The sequence below is a fragment of the Pseudomonas sp. 06C 126 genome, from assembly GCF_001855215.1.
In the GTDB taxonomy this organism is placed as follows: Bacteria; Pseudomonadota; Gammaproteobacteria; order Pseudomonadales; family Pseudomonadaceae; genus Aquipseudomonas; species Aquipseudomonas proteolytica.
Map to the genome: position 1 here is coordinate 193,075 of NZ_MIFU01000001.1, position 21,984 is coordinate 215,058.

Annotated in this window: 20 protein-coding genes; 8 read left to right on the forward strand and 12 right to left on the reverse strand. The window is 61.4% G+C overall.

Translation table 11 applies throughout. From position 1 onward, the window contains the following. Positions 1-90: 90 nt before the first annotated feature. Positions 91-1,416, reverse strand: a complete 1,326-nt coding sequence (locus BHC62_RS00920) for an OprD family outer membrane porin (protein ID WP_029289480.1) — start codon at positions 1,414-1,416, stop codon at positions 91-93. A 369-nt stretch (positions 1,417-1,785) separates the two neighbouring features. Between BHC62_RS00920 and tauA the strand changes: the two genes are divergently transcribed. Then, positions 1,786-2,772, forward strand: coding sequence for a taurine ABC transporter substrate-binding protein (tauA, locus tag BHC62_RS00925; protein WP_070994009.1), 987 nt, complete (start codon positions 1,786-1,788; stop codon positions 2,770-2,772). A 131-nt stretch (positions 2,773-2,903) separates the two neighbouring features. Here tauA and argA read toward each other — a convergent pair whose 3' ends face one another. Next, positions 2,904-4,202, reverse strand: coding sequence for an amino-acid N-acetyltransferase (gene argA / locus BHC62_RS00930; RefSeq protein WP_029289484.1), 1,299 nt, complete (start codon positions 4,200-4,202; stop codon positions 2,904-2,906). Positions 4,203-4,337: 135 nt separating this feature from the next. Further along, a complete protein-coding gene (gene argE, locus BHC62_RS00935; protein WP_029289486.1) occupies positions 4,338-5,486 on the reverse strand; it encodes an acetylornithine deacetylase in 1,149 nt (382 codons plus the stop codon). A 160-nt stretch (positions 5,487-5,646) separates the two neighbouring features. Between argE and BHC62_RS00940 the strand changes: the two genes are divergently transcribed. Beyond that, positions 5,647-7,014, forward strand: coding sequence for an inorganic triphosphatase (locus BHC62_RS00940; RefSeq protein ID WP_070994010.1), 1,368 nt, complete (start codon positions 5,647-5,649; stop codon positions 7,012-7,014). A gap of 183 nt (positions 7,015-7,197) precedes the next feature. On the opposite strand, the gene BHC62_RS00945 is transcribed toward BHC62_RS00940, so the two are convergent. Continuing rightward, a complete protein-coding gene (locus BHC62_RS00945) occupies positions 7,198-7,668 on the reverse strand; it encodes an Lrp/AsnC family transcriptional regulator (protein WP_029289490.1) in 471 nt (156 codons plus the stop codon). Positions 7,669-7,795: 127 nt separating this feature from the next. Here BHC62_RS00945 and BHC62_RS00950 point away from each other — a divergent pair, with 127 nt between their 5' ends. The 6 genes from BHC62_RS00950 to BHC62_RS00975 all read left to right on the forward strand — a co-directional run bounded on the left by BHC62_RS00950 (position 7,796) and on the right by BHC62_RS00975 (position 13,105). Next, entirely contained in the window at positions 7,796-8,128 is a 333-nt protein-coding gene (locus BHC62_RS00950) for a hypothetical protein (protein WP_029289492.1), read from the forward strand. Between the two features lie 84 nt (positions 8,129-8,212). After that, positions 8,213-9,964 (forward strand): GspE/PulE family protein, encoded by a 1,752-nt coding sequence (locus BHC62_RS00955; protein WP_070994011.1) that lies wholly within the window; start codon positions 8,213-8,215, stop codon positions 9,962-9,964. A gap of 75 nt (positions 9,965-10,039) precedes the next feature. Further along, complete coding sequence (locus tag BHC62_RS00960) at positions 10,040-10,960, forward strand: SPFH domain-containing protein (RefSeq protein WP_027608388.1); 921 nt, start codon at positions 10,040-10,042, stop codon at positions 10,958-10,960. 10 nt (positions 10,961-10,970) lie between these two features. Then, positions 10,971-11,417: an NfeD family protein gene (locus BHC62_RS00965; protein ID WP_029289497.1), complete on the forward strand. Its 447-nt coding sequence runs from the start codon at positions 10,971-10,973 to the stop codon at positions 11,415-11,417. A 69-nt stretch (positions 11,418-11,486) separates the two neighbouring features. Then, the gene (locus BHC62_RS00970; protein ID WP_029289499.1) at positions 11,487-11,804 is read left to right on the forward strand and encodes a DUF2388 domain-containing protein; all 318 of its coding nucleotides are present in this window, start codon (positions 11,487-11,489) and stop codon (positions 11,802-11,804) included. A gap of 161 nt (positions 11,805-11,965) precedes the next feature. Further along, complete coding sequence (locus BHC62_RS00975) at positions 11,966-13,105, forward strand: DegT/DnrJ/EryC1/StrS aminotransferase family protein (RefSeq protein ID WP_070994012.1); 1,140 nt, start codon at positions 11,966-11,968, stop codon at positions 13,103-13,105. Between the two features lie 49 nt (positions 13,106-13,154). On the opposite strand, the gene gcvH is transcribed toward BHC62_RS00975, so the two are convergent. The 8 genes from gcvH to pepP form a co-directional block, all read right to left on the reverse strand. Further along, complete coding sequence (gene gcvH / locus BHC62_RS00980) at positions 13,155-13,538, reverse strand: glycine cleavage system protein GcvH (RefSeq protein ID WP_029289503.1); 384 nt, start codon at positions 13,536-13,538, stop codon at positions 13,155-13,157. A gap of 51 nt (positions 13,539-13,589) precedes the next feature. After that, positions 13,590-14,672: a glycine cleavage system aminomethyltransferase GcvT gene (gene gcvT, locus BHC62_RS00985; RefSeq protein WP_070994013.1), complete on the reverse strand. Its 1,083-nt coding sequence runs from the start codon at positions 14,670-14,672 to the stop codon at positions 13,590-13,592. 156 nt (positions 14,673-14,828) lie between these two features. After that, complete coding sequence (locus BHC62_RS00990; protein WP_070994014.1) at positions 14,829-16,445, reverse strand: iron ABC transporter permease; 1,617 nt, start codon at positions 16,443-16,445, stop codon at positions 14,829-14,831. Positions 16,446-16,639: 194 nt separating this feature from the next. Beyond that, positions 16,640-17,644: an extracellular solute-binding protein gene (locus BHC62_RS00995; RefSeq protein ID WP_029289509.1), complete on the reverse strand. Its 1,005-nt coding sequence runs from the start codon at positions 17,642-17,644 to the stop codon at positions 16,640-16,642. A gap of 127 nt (positions 17,645-17,771) precedes the next feature. Then, the gene (locus tag BHC62_RS01000) at positions 17,772-18,989 is read right to left on the reverse strand and encodes a 2-octaprenyl-3-methyl-6-methoxy-1,4-benzoquinol hydroxylase (protein ID WP_169871364.1); all 1,218 of its coding nucleotides are present in this window, start codon (positions 18,987-18,989) and stop codon (positions 17,772-17,774) included. A gap of 9 nt (positions 18,990-18,998) precedes the next feature. Continuing rightward, the gene (locus BHC62_RS01005; RefSeq protein WP_029289513.1) at positions 18,999-19,484 is read right to left on the reverse strand and encodes a DUF4442 domain-containing protein; all 486 of its coding nucleotides are present in this window, start codon (positions 19,482-19,484) and stop codon (positions 18,999-19,001) included. Beyond that, positions 19,477-20,664 (reverse strand): 2-octaprenyl-6-methoxyphenyl hydroxylase, encoded by a 1,188-nt coding sequence (ubiH, locus tag BHC62_RS01010; protein WP_029289515.1) that lies wholly within the window; start codon positions 20,662-20,664, stop codon positions 19,477-19,479. The genes BHC62_RS01005 and ubiH overlap by 8 nt, the downstream gene beginning before the upstream one ends. After that, entirely contained in the window at positions 20,661-21,983 is a 1,323-nt protein-coding gene (gene pepP, locus BHC62_RS01015) for a Xaa-Pro aminopeptidase (protein WP_029289518.1), read from the reverse strand. Before pepP ends, ubiH begins: the two co-directional genes overlap by 4 nt. Between the last annotated feature and the right edge of the window lies 1 nt (position 21,984).

The window sequence follows — 21,984 nt, forward strand, 5'->3', positions numbered from 1 at the left end:
CATAAAGGAATATGAAGCGGTGCGTTGATTGACCAATTTCTGGGCAAAAAAAACCTCGCAATTATCGCGAGGTTTTTTTCTCAACGGTTCTTACAGGAAGCTGTAAGTGTAGTTGAAGATCAGACGAGTCTGGTCCTGGTCCTGAATGCCAGTGCCGCTACCGCGATAGACACCGTGACGCAGGGTGGTGCCAAAGCCTTTGAGAGCGCCCTGCTGAATGGTGTAGTCGATACGCATATCGCGTTCCCACTCGGACTGGTCACTGCCACCGTTCTTGGCTTTGATGTTGTCGCCATGCAGGTAAGCAATCGAGGTTTTCAAACCTGGAACGCCCAATGCAGCGAAGTCATAGGAGTACTGACCGAAGGTGGTGTTTTCACCCGCACGCACGAAGGAGTTGATCATGCTATCGGTGAAGAGGTAGAAGCTGGAACCGCCGGCGCCTTCGTTACGACCGTTGCCGTCGACAACACCGCCCTGGTTCAGCCAGACGAAACCGCCGTCATCGTTGACACGCTGATGGCCGACCATGAACGCACTGCCACCCAGGCTATAGGTGAACATGGCGCTCCAGGTTTTGTTATTGACTTCGCCTGCGTCCTTCGCATAACCACCATTGTTGTTGAACTGGTAGCCAGCCTGGCCGTTCTTGCCGTCGGAGCTGCTATCGAAGTAGCGCACGTCGGTTTTGAACGACTGACCTTCGGTGATCGGGTAGACGTGAACCAGACCCAGGAAGTGCTGCTTATAGAAGTCTTCCAGGTTGGCGTAGTAGTACTGCAAGGTCAGGTCTTTGGTGACCTTCCAGTCAGCACCGCCATAACGGAACTTGTTGCTTTCCTGGCTGGCGCCTGCAACCGACAGGCCAGTGCTGTTGCTCGAGGCACGGCCAGTGGCGTGTTCAAGTTGACCGGCATTGAACGTCACGTTGTCGATTTCTTTGGAGGTGATGGTGCCGCCTTCAAAGGTTTGCGGCAGCAGACGGCCATCGCTTGCGATCACGACCGGCAGGTTCGGGGCCAGGGCCCCGCCCAGATGGGCCTCGGTCTTGGAAAAACGAGCCTTTACGTTGGCGCTCGCGCTGCTCCAGCTGCTCACGGCCGAACCGTCGGTGTCGCTTGGAACAAAGGAGTTGTTGTCTGGGTGATGACCACGGCCACCATCTAGGTGAAAGCCGACCAATGCCTGGGCATCGATACCAAAGCCGACCGTGCCTTCAGTGAAACCAGACTGGACGTTGAACTTCAGGCCGGTGGCCGTTTCGCGCTGGTCAGCGCCGCCTTCACGCTGATCGTTATCAAAATACAGGGTCCGAGAACTTACGGATGCCTTGGTGTCTTCAACAAAACCAGCGGCGCCAGCTTGCTGAGCCAAAACCCCAGCCGCGATGGCGAACGCCAATGTGGACTTCTTCATGTACCGCTCCTCTCGTTTCTAATTTTTGTAGTTCTTTGGTCTCGGGTCTGACGCCCTCGATCCACAGACGCGCGATTAGCGCCAGATAGTGACTGACAAGTCAATCGCAACCTTGTGTGTCTACTACCTTCGTCTAACCGCAGTTGATTTGGTCCCTGCAGGGTAATGAGTTTTTCATACACCCAAAAAGAATTATTTCATCCTTTTTCATACTATTCAGGAATAACACTTTCCATGATGCGACGATCCCGCAGCGGGGTATCGCTCCATAAGCTAATTCCTAAAGGGTATTTATTGGCCATTTTTTAGATCGTTTAGTGTGAGCAAAATCTCGCACACGTCACTCACGATCAAAAAGGCGACGCCATCATGGCCAAACGCGCATCCTCTAGTCAATTTGTTACAGTTTTACTATCGCTTACACTTTCTTTTGGCGTGCAAGCCGCCAATCTCACCATCGGTTACCAAACCGGGATTGACCCCAGCAAAGTGCCCCAGGCCGACGGTGTTTATGAGCAAGTCATCGGCCAGCAGATCGACTGGCGCCGCTTCAACAGCGGCCCGCAAGTGGTCACCGCGATTGCCTCCGGCGATGTGCAGATCGGCAACCTCGGCTCCAGCCCGTTGGCGGCCGCCGCATCCCGTAACCTACCCATCGTAGCGTTCATCGTATCGGCCCAGATCAATAGTTCTGAAGCTTTGGTAGTGCGCAACGACAGTCACATTGACGCACCCAACGACCTGATCGGCAAAACCATCGCCACGCCTTTTGTCTCCACATCCCACTACAGCCTGCTCGGGGCCTTGAAACACTGGGGCCTGGACACAAAGCAGGTCAAAGTGGTGAACCTGCAACCAGGCGAAATTGCCGCAGCCTGGAAACGCGGGGATATCGACGGGGCGTTTGTCTGGTCGCCGGCCCTGGGGGAAATCCGCAAGACCGGCAAGATCCTCACCGATGCTGCCCAGGTCGGCCAATGGGGCGCGCCGACGTTCGAGGTGTGGGTGGCGCGCAAGGATTTTGCCGAGAAGCATCCTGAGGTGGTGGCCAAGTTTGCCAAGGTCACCCTGGATTCGTTTGCCGAGTATGCGGCCCATAAAGCCAGTTGGACGGTGGATTCGGCGCCGGTGCAGAAGATCGCCAGGTTGACCGGCGCAAACGCCGCAGATATTCCAGAACTGCTGGAAGGCAGCACCTTCCCCGATGCCCGGGCGCAGCAAACCGACGCCTTGCTTAATGGTGGGACAGCCAAGGCCATTGGAGATACGGCGAAGTTTCTCAAGGAACAAGGGAAAGTAGAGACAGTGCTACCGGACTATTCAGCCTACGTGACCGGAAAATTCATCAAAGAATAAACCCGGACAAAGAATGTGGGAGCGGGCTTGCTCGCGAAGGCGGTGTGCCAGTCAATAAATGTGCTGACTGACACACTGCCTTCGCGAGCAAGCCCGCACACATTAGGTATTGGGTGTACCGAATACCGTGTTTACAGGGTCTTCTCGAAGATCTTCGAATTACGCTGGAAGTTGTACAGCGAAGCCCGCGCCGACGGCAGGCGATCCACGCTGCTTGGCACAAAGCCGCGCTCGCGGAACCAGTGGGCGGTACGGGTCGTCAGCACGAACAGGGTCTTCAAGCCTTGGGTGCGGGCGCGGGTTTCGATGCGCTCGAGCAGCTCATCACCACGGCCGCCATGGCGATATTCCGGATTGACCGCCAGGCACGCCAGCTCACCCGCCTCCGAGTCGGCAATGGGGTACAGCGCGGCGCACGCGATGATCATGCCTTCGCGCTCCACCACGCTGAACTGTTCGATTTCCCGCTCCAGCACTTCCCGCGAGCGGCGCACCAAAATGCCCTGCTCTTCCAGTGGGCTGATCAGGTCCAGCAGGCCGCCGACGTCTTCAATCGCCGCCTCCCGCACCAGTTCGAACTGCTCCTGGGCCACCAGCGTACCGCCGCCGTCCCGGGTAAAGAGTTCGGTCAACAGCGCACCGTCTTCGACATAACTGACGATATGGCTGCGCCCCACGCCCCCACGACAGGCCTCGGCCGCCGCATCCAGCAGTTCGGCCTGGTAGTTGTTGCCCAGGCGTTGCAGGTGCGCCGGTACTTGCTGCGGACGCAGCTCGCGCACCAGTCGGCCGTTTTCGTCGATCAGGCCCAGGTCGGCGCCAAACAACAGCAGCTTGTCGGCGCCCAGGTCGATGGCGGCGCGGGTGGCGACGTCTTCGCAGGCCAGGTTGAAAATCTCCCCGGTCGGCGAATAGCCCAATGGCGACAGTACGACAATGGAGCGTTCGTCCAGCAGGCGGTTGATGCCCTTGCGGTCGACCCGGCGCACTTCGCCGGTATGGTGGTAATCGATACCGTCCAGCACGCCGATCGGCCGTGCGGTCACCAGGTTGCCACTGGCTACCCGCAGGCGCGAGCCCTGCATTGGCGAAGACGCCATGTCCATGGACAGTCGTGCTTCGATAGCAATACGCAAGTGGCCGACCGCGTCGATCACGCACTCCAGGGTCGCGGCATCGGTGATGCGCATGCCATCGTGGTAATGCGGGGTCAGGCCGCGAGCGGCGAGGCGGGTTTCGATTTGCGGGCGCGAACCATGCACCAGCACCAGGCGCACGCCGAGGCTGTGCAGCAGCACCAGGTCGTGGACGATGTTGCCGAAGTTGGGATGATCAACACCGTCGCCCGGCAGCATGACCACAAAGGTGCAGTCACGGTGGGCATTGATGTAAGGCGAAGCGTGACGAAGCCAATTGACGTATTCGGGCATAAACCTGGGCCTGTTATAAAAAGCAGCCAAAAAAAGAATGAATCGCTAAACGCACAGCGGGCTGATGGTTATCGTCGGAACAGGCTTGGCGACACGCTCGCTCTCCTTCTAAGTACGGGATGCAATGGGGTTAATTTATGCAGGTTTGAGGCAGTAGTGTTCAATCAATTCCCGCAATAGACGCACTGTAGGCGTCAAGCGTGACATTTCAAGGTACTCGCCCGGCTGGTGGGCGCAGGCAATATCCCCAGGGCCGAGCACCAGGGTTTCACAACCAAGGCGCTGAAGATAAGGCGCTTCAGTGCCGAACGCTACTGCTTCGGCACGATGGCCGGTCAATCGTTCCGCGACCCGCACCAGCTCGGCATCTTCAGGCTGCTCGAAAGGCGGCACTTCGGGGAACAGCGGCGCATAGTCGATCTGCACCTGATGGCGTTCGGCGATGGGCCGCAGTTTCTGCTGGATGGCGTCGCGCAGCACCTGCGGATCCATGCCGGGCAAGGGCCGCAGGTCGAATTCCAGGGAGCATTGGCCGCAAATGCGGTTGGGGTTGTCGCCGCCGTGGATGCAGCCAAAATTCAAGGTGGGCTGGGGCACGCTGAACTGTGGGTTGCGATACTCCCGCTGCCAGGCCAGGCGCAGGCCGCGCAGCTCGCCCATGGCGTCATGCATGGCTTCGAGGGCGCTGTGGCCCAGGCTTGGGTCTGACGAGTGACCACTGCGCCCGAGGATGTCGATACGTTCCATCATCACGCCCTTGTGCAGGCGGATCGGCTTGAGGCCCGTGGGCTCGCCAATCACCGCAGCCCGCCCCAGCGGGCGACCGGCCGCAGCCAGCGCGCGGGCGCCGGCCATGGAGCTTTCTTCATCACAGGTGGCAAGGATCAACAGCGGCTGCTTGAACGGTTGGTCGAGCAGCGGCAGGACCGCTTCGATGGCCAGCGCGAAAAAGCCTTTCATGTCGCAGCTACCCAGTCCTACCCAGCGCCCGTCCACTTCCGTCAACTTCAAAGGATCGGTCTGCCATAGCGCTTCATCGTACGGCACGGTATCGCTATGCCCTGCCAGCACCAGGCCGCCGGGCCCGCTGCCGAAGCTGGCCAGCAGGTTGAACTTGCCAGGGCTGACCTGCTGGATCTCGCAGGCAAAGCCCAGGTCGCCAAGCCAGGTGGCGAGCAGATCGATCACCGGGCGGTTGGTCTGGTCGAGAGACGCTTGGGTACAACTGACAGAGGGCGCAGCAATCAGAGCGGCAAATTGTTCTTTCATGGACGGTAAAGGCATGCGCTGTCTCTCAACTTCCACAGATGAAACCCATCATAGAACCATCTGCGCTGCACAATAAACCCGTTGCGGCACGTTGCCGGGCTCAGTCCTGTACACTGCACGACCTTGGCAGCCACATTTTCCCCCGGCTGCACTCCCGATCCTGGATGTTCCGGCCATGCAAAAAGAAACCGAAATCAAGCTCCGCGTCAGCCGCGAGACCCTCGCTGCGCTGCGTGAGCACCCGCTCCTGAAAAAACGCAACAAAAGTGGCTGGGAACGCCGTGAGTTGATGAATCAGTACTTCGACACCCCCGAGCGCGACCTGGCCCAGGCCAAGGTTGCCCTGCGCCTGCGCAAGGATGGCGACGAAGTGATCCAGACCCTCAAGACCCGCGGCCACAGCGTTGCCGGCTTGTCGGAACGTAATGAATACGACTGGAAACTGCCCAAAGCCAAGCTCGACGTGAAGAAACTCGACGGCGAATGCTGGCCCGAGCAATTGGCCGAGCTGGACAAAAAGACTCTCAAGCCAATTTTCACCACCGACTTCGTGCGCGAACGTGCCGAGATCGCCTGGGGCCGTGGCAAGGCCAAGGTGGTGATCGAAGCCGCCCTGGACCTGGGCCATGTGATTGCCGGCAAGCAGAAGGAAGAAATCTGCGAGCTGGAACTGGAATTGCGCGAAGGCGAACCCGCCGCCCTGCTGGAACTGGCTGCCGAACTGGCCCAGACCCTGGCGCTGATGCCGTGCGATATCAGCAAGGCCGAGCGCGGCTACCGCCTGTTCGACGCCAGCAGCTACTCCCTGAGCCTGCCGGCCCCACAACTGCAACCACAAATGCCTTTGGATGACGTCTTCGCCGCGCTGACCTGGCACCTGCTGGGCAGCAGCCAGCGCCTGGCCGAGCAGTACCGTTTCAACGGCCACTGGCGCCTGTTGCAGGACTGGGTAGAAAACCTCGCCGAAATGCGCGCCCTGATCGGTAGCCTCGGCCAGGCCGCACCACGTCAATCCACCAGCGAACTGCGCAGCGCGCTCGACGCCCTGCTGGAAGACTGGCGCCCACTGGTCCAGGCCGGTGAAGACGATGAAGACGTGCGCAAGGCCGCGCCGGAACAGTTCCTCGAAGAATTGACCGACGTGCGCTGGGGCCTGTTCTCACTGAACACTTCGCGCTGGCTGCTGGCCCGCACCTGGACCCAGGACCGCAACGTGCGCGGCAACCGCCAGGGCGCCGCCCAGGTCGCCAACTGGCTGCCGCGCTTGCTGGCCGACGAAGCCGTCGCCCTGCGCCTGCCGCGCTACCAGCAACAGCCCGAAGACCTCGCCGAGCAACTGCCGCGCATCGAGCGTCTGCAGGCTTGGCTGCACCATGCCCGGCACCTGCTGGAAATCCCGGAGCTGGATCGTTTGTACGGTGAGCTGAACAAGTTGGCGGCCCTGGCCAACCTGCCAATCACCGACGAATCGCTGGATGCGCGGATGCATCAGGTGATTGCGGTGTATCAGAATCGTGCGTGGAAGACTTTGCTGCGTCTGTAAGCGCCCTCTGGCTTGCTGTGGAGAGCCGACTTCTTGTGGCGAGCGGGCTTGCCCCGCGCTGGGCTGCGTAGCAGCCCCAACCAACCAAGACCAACTGATTTTTTTCAGGTGGACCGAGGCGACAGGTTTTGGGGCTGCTACGCAGCCCAGCGCGGGGCAAGCCCGCTCGCCACAGCAGCCCTTTCAGCGCAACACTGGCAGGCTGGTGGTCGACTTGATTTCCGACAACGCCACAATCGAGTTGACCTCCTGTATCCCCGGCACCATCGACAACTTCTCAAAGAAAAACCGCTCATACGCCTCGATATCCGAGGTGACAATGCGCAACAGAAAATCCACCGCCCCCATCAGCACATAACACTCCAGCACCTCCGGGAACCCGCGGATCGCCTCGGTGAACTCCGTGAAGTTGGACCGCCCGTGGGCGTTGAGTTTGACCTCGGCAAAAATCTGCGTGTTGAGGCCAATCTTCTTGCGGTCGAGCAACGTCACCTGGGCGCGAATCACCCCCTCTTCCTTGAGCCGCTGGATCCGCCGCCAGCAAGGCGACTGCGACAGACCGACCTGTTCGGCAATCTGCGCGCTGGAGAGTGACGCGTCTTCCTGCAGCAGTGCCAGGATCCGGCGGTCGTAGACGTCCAACTCACTGTGCATAAAAATACCCTTTAATCCCGTACGCTCGAATTGTGCTATTCATTTATAAGGCATATCACTCAAACATAGATAAGAAATACCCCACAGCTCATGTAAAAATTTCTCCAGTCAAATTTGGAGAACGGCCATGCATTCAGTCCCAGCCAGCCCCACCCGCGTCGATGCCTGGGCAGTCAGCAATAGCCATTGCCAGGCGCGCTACCAGATCCTCGCCGAAGCCGAGCCCGATGTGCTGTGCCGAATCCTGAACTACTTCGCTTTGCAGTTCCTCGTGCCGCAACAGGTGAACGTGACACGCGACGATGACCTGCTGAACATCGACGTAGTGATGGACGGCCTGAGCTGGCACCGCGCCCAGGTGATCGGTGAAAAACTTCGTAACCTGATCAGCGTGTGCTCGCTGGAGCTGCAACCTGTTGAATCCACAAGGTTGCAGACCGTACAAGCGATGGCTCAGTAAAAACCGGCAATAACCCTCTGGGCGACAGCGACCAGGATGGAACTAGCCTTGGCGCTACCACATGAAACCGCCCAGGAAACCCCCATGCCCGTTGCGCCACAACGCCAGGATCGCAGGCTTTGCCTCGACGAACTGCTGCCCGCCCTCACCGCCCATGGCTTGATCGACACTGCCCTGGCCGAACGCTTGCGGCGAACTCCGGCCAATGGCCTGCACCCGCTGGAGTTTCTCGCCGGCCAGTCACTGCCCGACCCCGCGCGGCCTGGCCTGTCGCTATCACTGGAACGGCTGACCCAATGGCTCGCCAGTCATGTAGACCAGCCCTATCTGCGCATCGACCCACTGAAAATCGATGTGGCGAGCGTGGTGCCGCTGATGTCCCATGCCTTCGCCCAGCGCCACCATATCCTCGCCGTCGCCCTGGATCGCGACAGCGTGACGGTGGCCAGCGCCGAACCCTACCTGTGTGAGTGGGAAGCGGGGCTGGCTCATGTGTTGAAGCGCTCGATCAAGCGCGTGGTCGCCAACCCCCAGGCGATCCGCAGTTGTACCCAGGAGTTCTTCCGGCTGGCCAGGTCGGTCAGCGGGGCCGACCAGACCAACCCCACGGCGCCCCCTGCCGAGCAGTTGCTCAACCTCGGTGCCGGCGACCAGGAGCCCGACGCCAACGACGCGCATATCGTCAATATTGTCGACTGGCTGCTGCAATTTGCCTTCGGCCAGCGCGCCAGCGATATCCATATCGAGCCGGGCGGCGACCAGGGCCGCGTGCGCTTCCGTATCGACGGCTTACTGCACGATGTCTATCAGTTTCCGCCCCAGGTCACGACCGCCGTGGTCAGCCGCCTGAAAAGCCTCGGGCGGATGAATGTCGCCGAGAAGCGCAAGCCCCAGGATGGCCGGGTCAAGACCAAGACGCCCACGGGTATCGAAGTGGAGTTGCGTCTTTCGACCCTGCCCACGGCCTTCGGCGAGAAGCTGGTGATGCGGATTTTCGATCCCCAGGTGCTGCTCCAGGATTTCCAGCAACTGGGGCTGTCGGCCGATGACCTGCAGCGCTGGCAGCAAATGACCGCCCAGGCCAACGGCATCATCCTGGTCACCGGCCCCACCGGGTCAGGCAAGACCAGCACCCTCTATACCACCCTGCGGCAACTGGCTTCCCGCACGGTGAACCTGTGCACGGTGGAAGACCCCATCGAGATGGTGGAGCCGGCCTTCAACCAGATGCAGGTCCAGCACAATATCGACCTGACCTTCGCCAGCGGCATCCGCGCGCTCATGCGCCAAGACCCGGACATCATCATGATCGGCGAGATCCGCGACCTGGAAACCGCTGAAATGGCGATCCAGGCGGCCTTGACCGGTCATCTGGTACTGTCGACCCTGCACACCAACGACGCTCCCAGCGCGATAAGCCGCCTGCTGGAACTGGGCATTCCCCATTACTTGATCAAGGCCACTTTGCTTGGGGTCATGGCCCAGCGCCTGGTGCGGCGGTTGTGCCCACACTGTAAAAGCCCGACGGCGTTGAACCAGGACGCTTGGCACAGCGCTACCCAATCCTGCGTGGCACCACCCGCCAGCGTCTACCGCGCCAATGGCTGCGTAGAGTGCCGCGAAAGTGGCTATCGCGGGCGTATCGGGGTCTACGAAATCATGCTGATGAATGACGGGGCCAGGGCCCTGGTCAGTGCCGACACCGACTTGCAGGCACTGCGCCGCGAAGCGCTCAAGGGCGGCATGCACAGCCTGCGTCTGGCAGGTGCGCACAAGGTGGCTGCGGGGCTGACCACACTGGGGGAAGTGCTACGGGTCACACCAGCGAACGAGTAAACCGTTCTTATCTGCGGCAAGCCCGTTACAATCGACAGACTTCGCGTCACCGCCACCACCAGACAAGGAATCGTTATGCAGATCGGAACAGTGCTTCTCCTCTTCGTAGGCTTGGCCATCGCCATCCTGTTCATGGGCTTCAAGGTCGTGCCCCAGGGCTACCAGTGGACCGTGGAACGCTTCGGCCGCTACACCAACACGCTCAAGCCTGGCCTGAATATCATCATTCCTGTGATGGACCGCATCGGGCGCAAGATCAACGTGATGGAAAGCGTGCTGGATATTCCGCCCCAGGAAGTGATCACCGCCGATAACGCCACAGTGCAGATCGACGCGGTGTGTTTCTTCCAGGTGGTGAACACCGCCCAGGCGGCCTATGAGGTCAACAACCTCGAACATGCGATCCGCAATCTGCTGCAAACCAACATCCGTACGGTGCTCGGCTCGATGGAACTGGATGCCATGCTCAGCCAGCGCGACGGCATCAACGAGAAGCTGCTGCGCACGGTCGATGAAGCCACCGCACCTTGGGGCATCAAGATCACCCGTATCGAGATCAAGGACATCAGCCCGCCCGCCGACCTGATGGCCGCCATGTCCGGCCAGATGAAAGCCGAGCGTATCAAGCGTGCCCAGATCCTCGAAGCCGAAGGCCTGCGCGCCTCCGCCATCCTGACCGCCGAAGGCAAGAAGCAGGCGCAGATCCTCGAGGCTGAAGGTGGTCGCCAGGCCGCATTCCTTGAATCCGAGGCCCGTGAACGTCAGGCCGAGGCAGAGGCCCGTGCCACGCAGGTGGTATCGGAAGCGATCGCCACCGGTAACGTGCAAGCCATCAACTACTTCGTCGCGCAAAAGTACATCGATGCCCTGGGCAAGCTCGCTTCTGCCAACAACAGCAAAGTCATCCTGATGCCGCTGGAAGCCAGCCAGGTCATTGGCGCAGTGGGAGGCATCGGCGAAATCGTCAAGGCCACCTTCGACAACAAGAAAGCCTGAGGCCCGCACCATGTGGGAATTCCTGCAACACCTGTCGTTCTGGGATTGGCTGGCGCTGGGCACGGTGCTGCTGATTCTTGAAGTGTTTGGTGCCGGCGGTTATCTGCTGTGGATGGGGATCGCCGCAGCGGCCGTGGGAGTGCTCAAGTTCCTGATCCCGGGGCTTGGGCTGGAGCTGCAACTGCTGCTGTTTGCGGTGCTGTCCATCCTGACGGCGGTGTACTGGTGGAAGCGCCAGCGCAGCAGCGCCAAGGCCAGCGACCAGCCGGGCCTGAACATGCGCGGTTCGGAGCTGATTGGCCGCACCTTTGTGGTGCATCAGGCGATTATCGACGGGCGGGGCAAAATCAAGGTCGGCGATGGCGTGTGGATGGTCACCGGGCCTGACGCACCTGTAGGGGCTCAAGTACGGGTGATTGGCCAGGATGGCGTGATTATGCGCATTGAAACTGTTTAGTCAGCCATGGAACTCGACCGGGTTATCTACAATCAAACTGTTCAGATAACCCAGTCGGAGTCACCCATCATGCGTCTCAAATATGCTGTCGCCACCCTCGCCGTGCTTTCCCTCCCAGTTGGATCGGCCATGGCCGACAGCTTCTGGCGTAATGTCATCTCATCGGGCGCCACCACCGGCTCGACGTACCTGACCTTCAAGGACCACAAGCTGGTCGTCGCCGCCCAGGACGACGCCGGCAGCTTCGTCGCCAGTGACGGCGGTATCCGTGGCCCATACCTGGAAGCCGCCATGCAGAAGGTGCGGGCAGACAATCCAGGCCTGAAAGCCACCGACATGGAGTTGGCCAACGCCATCCTGGCGAAAAACGCAGTTGCTGCCGAGTAAATCCGGTGCGTGAAAAAGCCGCTTTAGAGCGGCTTTTTTTTGCCTGTTTTTCGACGATACGTTTACAGGCGACAGGCTATATTCAGTTGCCCCGTGCGACGATGCCGGGGTTGATTTGAGTTTTTATTCTTGGTCTTTCTCCTGCGGGTACCTTCAACATCATGAGCCAACTGCCTTTCCTGCCGTTTTCAAAACCCAGCATTGACGAAGCCACCATTGCGGCGGTCGGTGATGTGTTGCGCTCGGGCTGGATCACCAGCGGGCCAAAGGTGCAGGCGTTCGAAGCACAGCTATCGGAGTACTTTGGTGGACGGCCGGTGCGCACCTTCAACTCCGGCACCTGCACCATGGAAATCGCCCTGCGCATCGCCGGGGTTGGCCAAGGGGATGAGGTGATCACCACACCGATTTCCTGGGTGGCGACCGCCAACGTGATTCTGGAGGTGGGCGCCACGCCGGTGTTTGCCGATATCGACCCCGTGACCCGCAATATTGACCTGGCCCAACTGGAAGCCGCTATCACACCGCGTACCAAGGCGATTATCCCGGTGTACCTGGCCGGCCTGCCGCTGGATATGCCGATGCTCTATGCCCTGGCCAACAAGTACGGGCTGCGTGTCGTCGAAGATGCCGCACAGGCGCTCGGGTCCAGCTGGGATGGCCAGAGGATCGGCGCCACCGGGGATTTTGTCTCGTTCAGCTTCCAGGCAAACAAGAACATCACCTCTTGCGAAGGCGGCTGCCTGGTGTTGAACAACGCCGAAGAAGCACGCCTGGCGGAAAAGTACCGGCTGCAAGGCGTGACTCGCAGCGGCTTCGATGGCCTGGATGTGGATGTGCTGGGCGGCAAGTTCAACATGACCGATGTCGCCGCGGCGGTTGGCCTGGGCCAATTTGCCAACATCGAGCAGATCACTGCCCATCGACAGGCCCTGGCCCGGCATTACTTCGAGTGTTTTGGCAGCGATTTCGAGGCGACATACGGCGCGCAGTTGCCACCTGCCGACTTCGAAAACAGCAACTGGCACTTGTTCCAGCTGGTACTGCCTGAGCGCCAGGATGGCCTGCCAGCCCGCGCCACGTTCATGGAGCTGATGCAGGCCCAGGGCGTGGGCATTGGCTATCACTACCCGCCGATCCATCTGCTGAGTTTGTACCGGGCACAGGGGTTCAAGGAAGGCATGTTCCCGGTGGCAGAACGAGTCGGGCGTTTGATTGTGTCGCTGCCGATGTTTACGGCGATGACCAAGGCGGATGTAGAGCGCGCGGTTGCGGCGGTGAAGCAGGTGCTCAAGCCCTGACCTTTGTTGTAGGAGCCGGCTTGCCGGCTCCTACACAGGGGGGGGGGTGTTACTCGCCGATGGCAGCCTTGTAGCCGGCGGCATCCAGCAGTTTTTCCAGTTCGGCGGTATTGCTTGGCTTGACCTTGAAGATCCACGCCTCATACGGCTTTTCGTTGAGCGACTCAGGGGCATCGGTCAGATCCTCGTTGACCGCAATCACTTCACCCGACACTGGCGAGTAAATATCCGAAGCAGCCTTCACTGATTCCACGACGCCCGCTGCGTCGCCTGCAGCAAATACCTTGCCCACTTCAGCCAACTCAACGAAGACCACATCACCCAGTGCTTCCTGGGCGTGATCGGAGATCCCGACGGTCACCGAGCCATCAGCTTCCAGGCGTGCCCATTCGTGGCTTTCGGCAAAACGCAGTTCGGCAGGGATATTGCTCATAGTCTGTGTCCTCAAAAGAAATGTCAGCAGCCATTGGCCTGCCGGAAAAGGTTAGATCAAGGTTTTGCCATGGCGCACGAAGGTCGGCTTGACCACTCGCACCGGGTACCATTTGCCGCGAATCTCTACCTCGGCGCGGTCGGCGGTTGCCATCGGTACACGCGCCAGGGCAATGGATTTACTCAGCGTAGGAGAGAAACTACCACTGGTGATCTCTCCTTCGCCAACATCGGCGATACGAACCACCTGGTGAGCGCGTAAAACCCCACGCTCCTCCAGCACCAGACCCACCAGTTTGAGCTGAACCCCAGCCTCACGCTCGGCTTCCAGGGCCGCACGCCCGATGAACGCGCGGCTGGCGGGTTCCCAGGCGATGCTCCAGGCCATATTGGCGGCCAGAGGGGACACATTCAGGTGGATATCCTGGCCGTAAAGGTTCATGCCGGCCTCCAGGCGCAGGGTGTCGCGCGCGCCCAGGCCGATGGGCGAGATGCCCGCCCCGACCAGGTCGTTGAAAAAACCCGGGGCCTGGTCGGCGGGCAGGACGATTTCCAGGCCATCTTCGCCGGTATAGCCCGTGCGCGCGATGAACCAGTCGCCGTCGGCACGGCCCTCGAAGGGCTTGAGCTGGTGGATTAACACGCCACGAGACTGGGTGACCAGTTCGGCAATCTTGTGTCGGGCCTGGGGCCCCTGGATAGCCAGCATGGCCAGGTCCGGGCGCTCACGCATCATTACCTTGTAGCTGCCCAGCTGGGCCTGCATCCAGGCGATATCCTGGTCGCGGGTGGCCGCGTTGACCACCAGCCGGTAACCGTCTTCGGTGCGGTAGACAATCATGTCGTCCACCACCCCGCCCTGCTCGTTGAGCATGGCGCTGTACAGCGCATGGCCGCAGCCATGCAAACGACCGACATCATTGGCCAGCAGGTACTGTAGCCACTCCCTGGCCTGATGGCCCGAGATGTCGATCACGGTCATGTGGGAAACATCAAACACCCCACAGTCACGGCGCACCTGATGGTGCTCCTCGACTTGCGAGCCGTAGTGCAGAGGCATATCCCAACCGCCAAAATCGACCATTTTCGCGCCGAGGGCGAGATGCAGGTCATACAGAGGCGTACGCTGTCCCATGGGTTTCTCCTTCCGGGCGTGGCGAAGGTGCGGACGGTCGCCGTTCGGGCTACACACCTTGAAATACAAGGCCTGCAGCCACAATCAGCCACCCTGCCCGAAAGACGGGCCGCACCGAATGCCGCGCATTGTAGCCTCAAGCCGTAGGACTGGCACCTAACCGATTCGTCGCGCCGAACGTCGGATCAAGCCGATGACCGGCAACAGGCCGACCAATACCAGGGTCAGTGCAGGCAAGGAGGCACGCGCCCACTCGCCTTCGCTGGTCATCTCGAAGATGCGCACGGCCAGGGTATCCCAGCCGAATGGGCGCATCAGCAGGGTCGCGGGCATTTCCTTGAGCACATCGACAAATACCAGCAAGGCTGCACTCAAGGTGCCTGGTAGCAAGAGCGGCAGATACACTTTGCAAAACAGTCGTGGCCCACTGACCCCCAGGCTACGCGCTGCTTCCGGCAAGGATGGGCGGATGCGCGCCAGGCTGTTTTCCAGCGGGCCATAGGCCACGGCCAGGAAGCGCACCAGATAAGCCATCACCAGGGCCGACAGGCTGCCCAGCAGCAAAGGCTTGCCCGCGCCTCCCAACCAGCTGGAAAGCGGAATCACCAACTCGCGATCCAGATAGCTGAACGCCAACATGATCGACACCGCCAATACCGAACCCGGCAAGGCGTAGCCCAGGTTACCCAGGCTCACCCCGGAGCGGATGGCCCGGGTCGGCGCCAGGCGGTTGGCAAACGCCAGCAGCAGCGCCACGCTGACGGTGATCAGCGCGGCCATGCCGCCCAGGTAAAGGGTATGTACGATCAGCCCGGTGTAACGCTCGTCGAGGTCGAAACGCCCGCGCTGCCAGAACCAGGCCAGCAGTTGGATCATCGGAATGACAAACGCGCAGGCAAACACCAGGGCGCACCAGCCAGTCGCGGCGGCGGCTTTGAACCCATGCAGGTGATACAGCGCCTTGCCCCGTGGCCGCTCGTTGCTCGGGCGGCTGGCGCCACGGGCCCGGCGCTCGCCGTAGAGCACCAGCATCACCACCAACAGCAACAGGCTTGCCAGTTGCGCGGCGCTGGACAGGCTGAAAAAGCCGTACCAGGTCTTGTAGATGGCGGTGGTGAAGGTGTCGAAGTTAAACACCGACACCGCGCCGAAATCCGCCAGGGTTTCCATCAGCGCCAGGGCCACGCCGGCGCCGATGGCCGGGCGCGCCATGGGCAGGGCCACCCGCCAGAATGCCTGCCAGGGTGATTGGCCCAGCACCCGCGCCGCCTCCATCAAGCCCTTGCCCTGCGCCAGAAAGGCGGTGCGCGCCAGCAGGTAGACGTAGGGATAGAACACCAGCACCAACACGATGATCACGCCACTGGTGGAGCGCACGCGCGGCAAGCGCAGGCCTGTGCCGAACCACTCACGCAGCAGGGTCTGCACCGGCCCGGAGAAATCCAGCAGGCCCACGAAGACAAACGCCAGGACATACGCCGGGATGGCAAACGGCAGCATCAACGCCCAGTCCAGCCAGCGCCGGCCGGGGAATTCACAGAGGCTGGTCAGCCAGGCCAGGCTCACGCCCAACACCGTTACGCCAACCCCGACCCCCAACACCAGGGTCAAGGTGTTGCCCAGCAGGCGCGGCATCTGGGTGTCCCACAGGTGCGACCAGATTTGCGTGTCAATGCTTTGCCAGGACAGCAGCAGGACACTCAGCGGCAGCAGCACCAGGGCAGCGACAGTGAAGACCGGCAGGTACCAGCGGCGTTGGGCGGGGTGGGCCAAAAGAAATTCCCAAGCAGTGGATGATTTGGAGACATACACAAACCACTGTGGGAGCGGGCTTGTGTGGGAGCTGGCTTGCCTGCGATAGCATCACCCCGGTATCGCTGATACACCGAGGTGTCTGCATCGCAGGCAAGCCAGCTCCCACACAAGCCAGCTCCCACATTAGATTTGTGAAGCCTTACAAATTGTACTCAGTTCCAGCCTGCGCGATCCATCAGGCGAATCGCCTCGGCCTGGCGCTTGCCCGCGACTTCCACCGGCAAGGTGTCAGCCTTGAACTTGCCCCAGCTCGCCACTTCAGCCGAAGGCTCGACCGCCGGGTTGGCCGGGAACTCCTGGTTGACGTCGGCAAAGATCTTCTGCGCCTCAGGCGTAGTCATCCATTCCACCAGGGCCTTGGCGGCGTCCGGGTGCGGGGCGTATTTGGTCAGGCCAATGCCCGACAGGTTGACGTGCACGCCACGGTCGCCCTGGTTAGGCCAGAACAGTTTCACGGCCAGCTTCGGATCCTGCTTGTGCAGGCGCCCGTAGTAGTAGGTATTGACGATGCCCACATCGCACTGCCCGGCATTGATTGCCTGCAATACGGCGATGTCATCGGAGAACACGTCGGTGGACAGGTTGTTGACCCAGCCCTTGATGATCTCCTCGGTCTTGTCCGCGCCATGGGTCTCGATCAGGGTGGCGGTCAGCGACTGGTTATAAACCTTCTTCGCGGTGCGCAGGCACAGGCGGCCTTCCCATTGCTTGTCGGCCAGGGCTTCGTAGGTGGTCAACTCACCCGGCTTCACACGGTCGGTGGAGTAGGCGATGGTCCGCGCCCGCAGGCTCAAGCCGGTCCAGGCATGGCTTGAAGCGCGATATTGCGCAGGGATGTTGGCGTCGATCACCTTGGAGGTGAACGGCTGCAAAATGCCCATCTGCTCGGCTTGCCAGAGGTTGCCGCCATCGACGGTCAACAGCAGGTCGGCGGTGGCGTTCTGGCCTTCGGCCTTGATGCGCTGCATCAGCGGCGCTTCCTTGTCGGTGATGAACTTCACCTGTACACCGGTTTTCTTGGTGTAGGCATCGAACACCGGCTTGATCAACTCGTCGATACGAGAGGAGTAGACCACCACTTCGTCAGCCGCCTGGACGGTGGTGCTGGCGATAAGGGTGAGTGCCAGGGCAGTCAGGAGGCGCTTGGGTGCCAACATAGGTGCGGTCTCTCGTAGGAAAAGTGAGCGCAAATGATAAGGACTCACATTTAGCATCTCAACCGAACACTGGGTGGAGGCGTTACGAGATGTTGCGTGATTGGCTTCCGGGGTGCGGCAACCGGCCTCAGGCTTTGGCCAGTTCCGGTAGATCCCCAGTCAATCCCAATGCCTGGCGCACAAATACCGCCTTGGCCTCCGGCATCTGGTCGACCATCTTCAACCCGGCATTGCGCAACCAGCGCAACGGCAGTTGGTCAGCCTGGAACAACCGTTCAAAGCCCTCCATCGCCGCCATCAGCGCCAGGTTGTGGGGCATGCGCCGGCGCTCGTAGCGACTGAGCACCTTCACATCCGCCAAGCGTTCACCGCGCTCGGACGCCTGCAGCAGCACCTCGGCCAACACCGCCGCGTCGAGGAATCCCAGGTTCACGCCCTGCCCCGCCAACGGGTGGATGACATGGGCGGCATCGCCAATCAGGGCCAGGCCTTCGGCGACGTAACGCTTGGCGTGGCGCTGGCGCAACGGTACACACAGGCGTGGATCGGCGCTGATCACGCTGCCCAGGCGGCCTTCAAAGGCGCGCTCCAGTTCGCGGCAGAAGCTTTCGTCGTCCAGGGCCATCAAGCGTTCGGACTCGCTCGGTGTGGTCGACCAGACGATCGAACACCAATCTTCCTGGCCATCGCGCACCAGTGGCAGGAATGCCAGCGGACCATGGTCGGTAAAGCGCTGCCAGGCCGTGCGCTGGTGCGGTTGGCTGCTGCGCACGCTGGTGACAATGGCGTTGTGCAGGTAATCCCATTCGCGGGTAGCAGTGCCCGTCAGGCGGCGCACCGCCGAATTGGCGCCGTCGGCCGCGATCACCAACGGCGCGCGCAGGGTGCGGCCATCAGCGAGGGTCAGCAGCCAGTCATCGCCGGAGCGGCGCATCTGTTCCAGGCGCGCATTGGCCAGCAGGCCCAGGTCGCAGTCGTGCAGGCGGTCGAGCAAGGCGTCCTGGACCACGCGGTTTTCGACGATATGCCCCAACACCTCGGCATGCACACTGGCCGCCGAAAAGTGGATCTGCCCGGTGCCGCTGCCATCCCACACCTGCATCTCGCCGTAGGGACTGGCGCGGCGGCTGGCGATGCCGTCCCACACGCCCAGGCGTTCGAGGATGCGCTGGCTGGCAGCCGACAAGGCGCTCACCCGTGGTTCAAACGGAGCGTCGGCATCAAATGGCTTGACGCTCAACGGGCTACCGTCGAGCAGCAGCACTTGCAGGCCACTGCCTTGCAACGCCAGCGCCAAGGCGCTTCCGACCATTCCGGCCCCGACAATCAGCACATCTGCGCGCATGTCCATGCTTTATGCCTGCTTCGCTGGCGGCTTGCGCCGCACGTAAAGGGTTTTGTCGACTCGCGCCACCAGGGTGCCGGAGCCGTCGTGAATCTGCACTTGGAGGCGCGGCAAGTATTTATCGCCGCCCTCGGTCTGCCGCAGCACCTCATCCAGCAAGGCCTGGTCGATGGAGAACTCGGCAAACACCGGGCCTTTGCCCGGCGAGATGAAATCGATGCTCGCCGCTTTGTCCCAGACGATGTAGTCGCGCCCCAGGTTCTCCATCAGCATCAGCATGTAGAACGGGTCGACCATCGAATACAGGCTGCCGCCAAACTGCGTACCGACATAGTTGCGGTTGTACCAGCCCAGCCCCATCCGCACCTTCACATGACGAAAGTCCGCGCTCATATGCTGCACGCTGATCCCTGCGCCCAGATACGGCGGGTACAAGGTCATGACCCAACGCAATAACCGCGCCTTGCCCAGGCGCTCGATCAGCCACTTACGCATCAGGACGCGTACCCAGGCCCATGGCCTGCCGGGCGAACCAGCGCTTGGCCGGCGGCAACAGGTCCAGGCCCAGCAGGCCGAGGTTACGGCCCATGGCGACCAGTGGCTGGCCGCTGCCGAACAGGCGGGTGACCTGATCAGAGAAGCCCACGGTCATCTGCTGATCCAGGCGCTGGCGTTCGCGGTAAGCCTGCAAGGTCGCCAGGTCGCCCGGCACCGCCGGCCCGGCCAGCAAGGCCTCGGCCAACGCATAGGCATCACGCAGGGACAGGTTGAAACCCTGGCCGGCAATCGGGTGCAGGCTGTGGGCCGCGTTGCCGAGGATCACCAGGTGCGAGCGCACCTGCTCCTCGGCCTCCACCAGCGTCAGCGGATACAAGTGACGCGCGCCGACCTGTTTCAAGGTGCCCAGGCGGTAGCCGAACACACCCTGCAATTCACTGAGGAAGCTGCGCTCATCCAACTGCGCCAAGCGCTGGGCATCCATGCCGACGCGGGTCCAGACCAGCGCGCAACGGTTGTCCGCCAGTGGCAGCAAGGCCATCGGGCCTTCGTCGGTGAAACGCTCGAACGCCTCGCCGTTGTGGGCTTCGCTGGGGGTGATGTTGGCGATCAGGGCGCTCTGGTTGTAAGGCCGTTGCTTGACGCCAATGCCCAACTGCTCGCGCAGCCCGGAGCGGCCGCCATCGGCCAATACCGCCAGGTCGCATTCGATGACGGTTTCATCGTTGAGGGTCAGGCGGTAGCCGTCGGCCAGCGGCTCCATGCGGCTGACTTCTGCCGGGCAGCGCCAACTGATCACGTCTTTGTCCAGGCCTTGCCACAGGCACTGCCCGAGCCAGGCGTTTTCCACCACATAGCCCAGGGCCGGCACGCCCTCCTCCAGCGCCGACAAGCGTGCGGTAGAGAAGCGGCCACGATCGGAAACATGGATTTGCTTGATCGGCTCGGCACGCCGGGAAATGTCCTGCCATACGCCCAGGCGTTGATAGATCTGCCGCGCACCAAAGGACAGCGCCGAAGAGCGGGCGTCGTAGCTCGGCTGATAGCTGTCGCCGGGAGCAAAGGGTTCGATCAGCACGATCTTCCAGCCCCGGGCCTTGGCCCCGGCCTGCAACGCCAGCGCCAGGCTGGCGCCCACCAGGCCGCCGCCGATAATGGCCAGGTTGACCCGGCTCATCGGGCTGCTGCCATCAATGCTTCGATCTCGGCCACGCCCTTGGGCACGCCACCGGTCAGAATTTCACAGCCTTGCTTGGTCACCACCACGTCATCCTCGATGCGCACGCCTATGCCACGCCATTTCTTTGCCACGTTCTGGTTGTCCGGGGCAATGTAGATGCCCGGCTCCACGGTCAGGGCCATGCCCACTTCCAGCACCCGCCATTCGCCGCCGACCTTGTACTCGCCGACATCATGCACATCCATGCCCAGCCAATGCCCGGCGCGGTGCATATAGAACGCCTTGTAGGCTTCGCTGGCGATCAGCTCATCCACATCACCCTGCAACAAGCCCAACTTCACCAGCCCGGCGGTGATGACTTGCACCGTCGCCTCATGGGCCTGGTTCCAATGCTTGTTCGGCGCGATCTGCGCAAAGGCGGCTTCCTGGGAGGCCAGCACAATGTCGTAGATCGCCTTCTGCTCGGCGGAAAACTTGCCATTGACCGGCCAGGTGCGGGTGATATCGCTGGCATAGCAGTCGATTTCACAACCGGCGTCGATCAATACCAGGTCGCCGTCCTTGAGCAGCGCGTCATTCTGCTGGTAGTGCAGGATGCAACTGTTGCGCCCCGACGCGACGATGGAGCCATAGGCCGGCATCTTCGCCCCGCCCCGGCGGAACTCGTAGTCCAGCTCGGCTTCCAGGCTGAACTCATGCAACCCGGCACGGCTGGCCTGCATCGCCCGGATATGAGCGGCGCAGGAAATCCGCGCGGCTTCGCGCATCACCTTCACTTCTGCGGCGGATTTATACAGGCGCATGTCGTGCAGCAGATGATCCAGGGCAACGAATTCGTTCGGCGGCTGCGCACCGAGGTGCGCCTTGGAGCGGATCACGTTGATCCACTCCATCAGGTGCCGGTCGAATTCGGCATTGCTGCCCATGGCCGAGTACACCCGGTCCCGGCCTTCGATGAGGCCGGGCAGGATGTCGTCGATATCGGTGATCGGGAAGGCATCGTCGGCACCGTATTCGCGAATCGCGCCTTCGGTGCCGGCGCGCAGGCCGTCCCATAATTCGCGCTCGGCATTGCGTTCGCGGCAGAACAGCACGTATTCGCCGTGAATGCGCCCAGGCATCAGCACAATCACCGCTTCGGGCTCGGGGAAGCCGCTCAGGTACTGGAAGTCGCTGTCCTGGCGGTACACGTGCTCGACATCACGATTGCGGATCGCCACGGCGGCGGCGGGCAGGATCGCGATGCTGTTGGGTTCCATCTGCGCCATGAGCGCCTTGCGGCGGCGGGTGTATTCCGCTTTGGGGATATGGATCATG

What these genes read in the sequence shown, in the direction of transcription:
- BHC62_RS00920 (WP_029289480.1), bottom strand. Translation starts at nt 1,416, where the DNA reads ATGAAGAAGTCCACATTGGCGTTCGCCATCGCGGCTGGGGTTTTGGCT.
- tauA (WP_070994009.1), top strand. Translation starts at nt 1,786, where the DNA reads ATGGCCAAACGCGCATCCTCTAGTCAATTTGTTACAGTTTTACTATCG.
- argA (WP_029289484.1), bottom strand. Translation starts at nt 4,202, where the DNA reads ATGCCCGAATACGTCAATTGGCTTCGTCACGCTTCGCCTTACATCAAT.
- argE (WP_029289486.1), bottom strand. Translation starts at nt 5,486, where the DNA reads ATGCCTTTACCGTCCATGAAAGAACAATTTGCCGCTCTGATTGCTGCG.
- BHC62_RS00940 (WP_070994010.1), top strand. Translation starts at nt 5,647, where the DNA reads ATGCAAAAAGAAACCGAAATCAAGCTCCGCGTCAGCCGCGAGACCCTC.
- BHC62_RS00945 (WP_029289490.1), bottom strand. Translation starts at nt 7,668, where the DNA reads ATGCACAGTGAGTTGGACGTCTACGACCGCCGGATCCTGGCACTGCTG.
- BHC62_RS00950 (WP_029289492.1), top strand. Translation starts at nt 7,796, where the DNA reads ATGCATTCAGTCCCAGCCAGCCCCACCCGCGTCGATGCCTGGGCAGTC.
- BHC62_RS00955 (WP_070994011.1), top strand. Translation starts at nt 8,213, where the DNA reads ATGCCCGTTGCGCCACAACGCCAGGATCGCAGGCTTTGCCTCGACGAA.
- BHC62_RS00960 (WP_027608388.1), top strand. Translation starts at nt 10,040, where the DNA reads ATGCAGATCGGAACAGTGCTTCTCCTCTTCGTAGGCTTGGCCATCGCC.
- BHC62_RS00965 (WP_029289497.1), top strand. Translation starts at nt 10,971, where the DNA reads ATGTGGGAATTCCTGCAACACCTGTCGTTCTGGGATTGGCTGGCGCTG.
- BHC62_RS00970 (WP_029289499.1), top strand. Translation starts at nt 11,487, where the DNA reads ATGCGTCTCAAATATGCTGTCGCCACCCTCGCCGTGCTTTCCCTCCCA.
- BHC62_RS00975 (WP_070994012.1), top strand. Translation starts at nt 11,966, where the DNA reads ATGAGCCAACTGCCTTTCCTGCCGTTTTCAAAACCCAGCATTGACGAA.
- gcvH (WP_029289503.1), bottom strand. Translation starts at nt 13,538, where the DNA reads ATGAGCAATATCCCTGCCGAACTGCGTTTTGCCGAAAGCCACGAATGG.
- gcvT (WP_070994013.1), bottom strand. Translation starts at nt 14,672, where the DNA reads ATGGGACAGCGTACGCCTCTGTATGACCTGCATCTCGCCCTCGGCGCG.
- BHC62_RS00995 (WP_029289509.1), bottom strand. Translation starts at nt 17,644, where the DNA reads ATGTTGGCACCCAAGCGCCTCCTGACTGCCCTGGCACTCACCCTTATC.
- BHC62_RS01000 (WP_169871364.1), bottom strand. Translation starts at nt 18,989, where the DNA reads ATGCGCGCAGATGTGCTGATTGTCGGGGCCGGAATGGTCGGAAGCGCC.
- BHC62_RS01005 (WP_029289513.1), bottom strand. Translation starts at nt 19,484, where the DNA reads ATGCGTAAGTGGCTGATCGAGCGCCTGGGCAAGGCGCGGTTATTGCGT.
- ubiH (WP_029289515.1), bottom strand. Translation starts at nt 20,664, where the DNA reads ATGAGCCGGGTCAACCTGGCCATTATCGGCGGCGGCCTGGTGGGCGCC.
- pepP (WP_029289518.1), bottom strand. Translation starts at nt 21,983, where the DNA reads ATGATCCATATCCCCAAAGCGGAATACACCCGCCGCCGCAAGGCGCTC.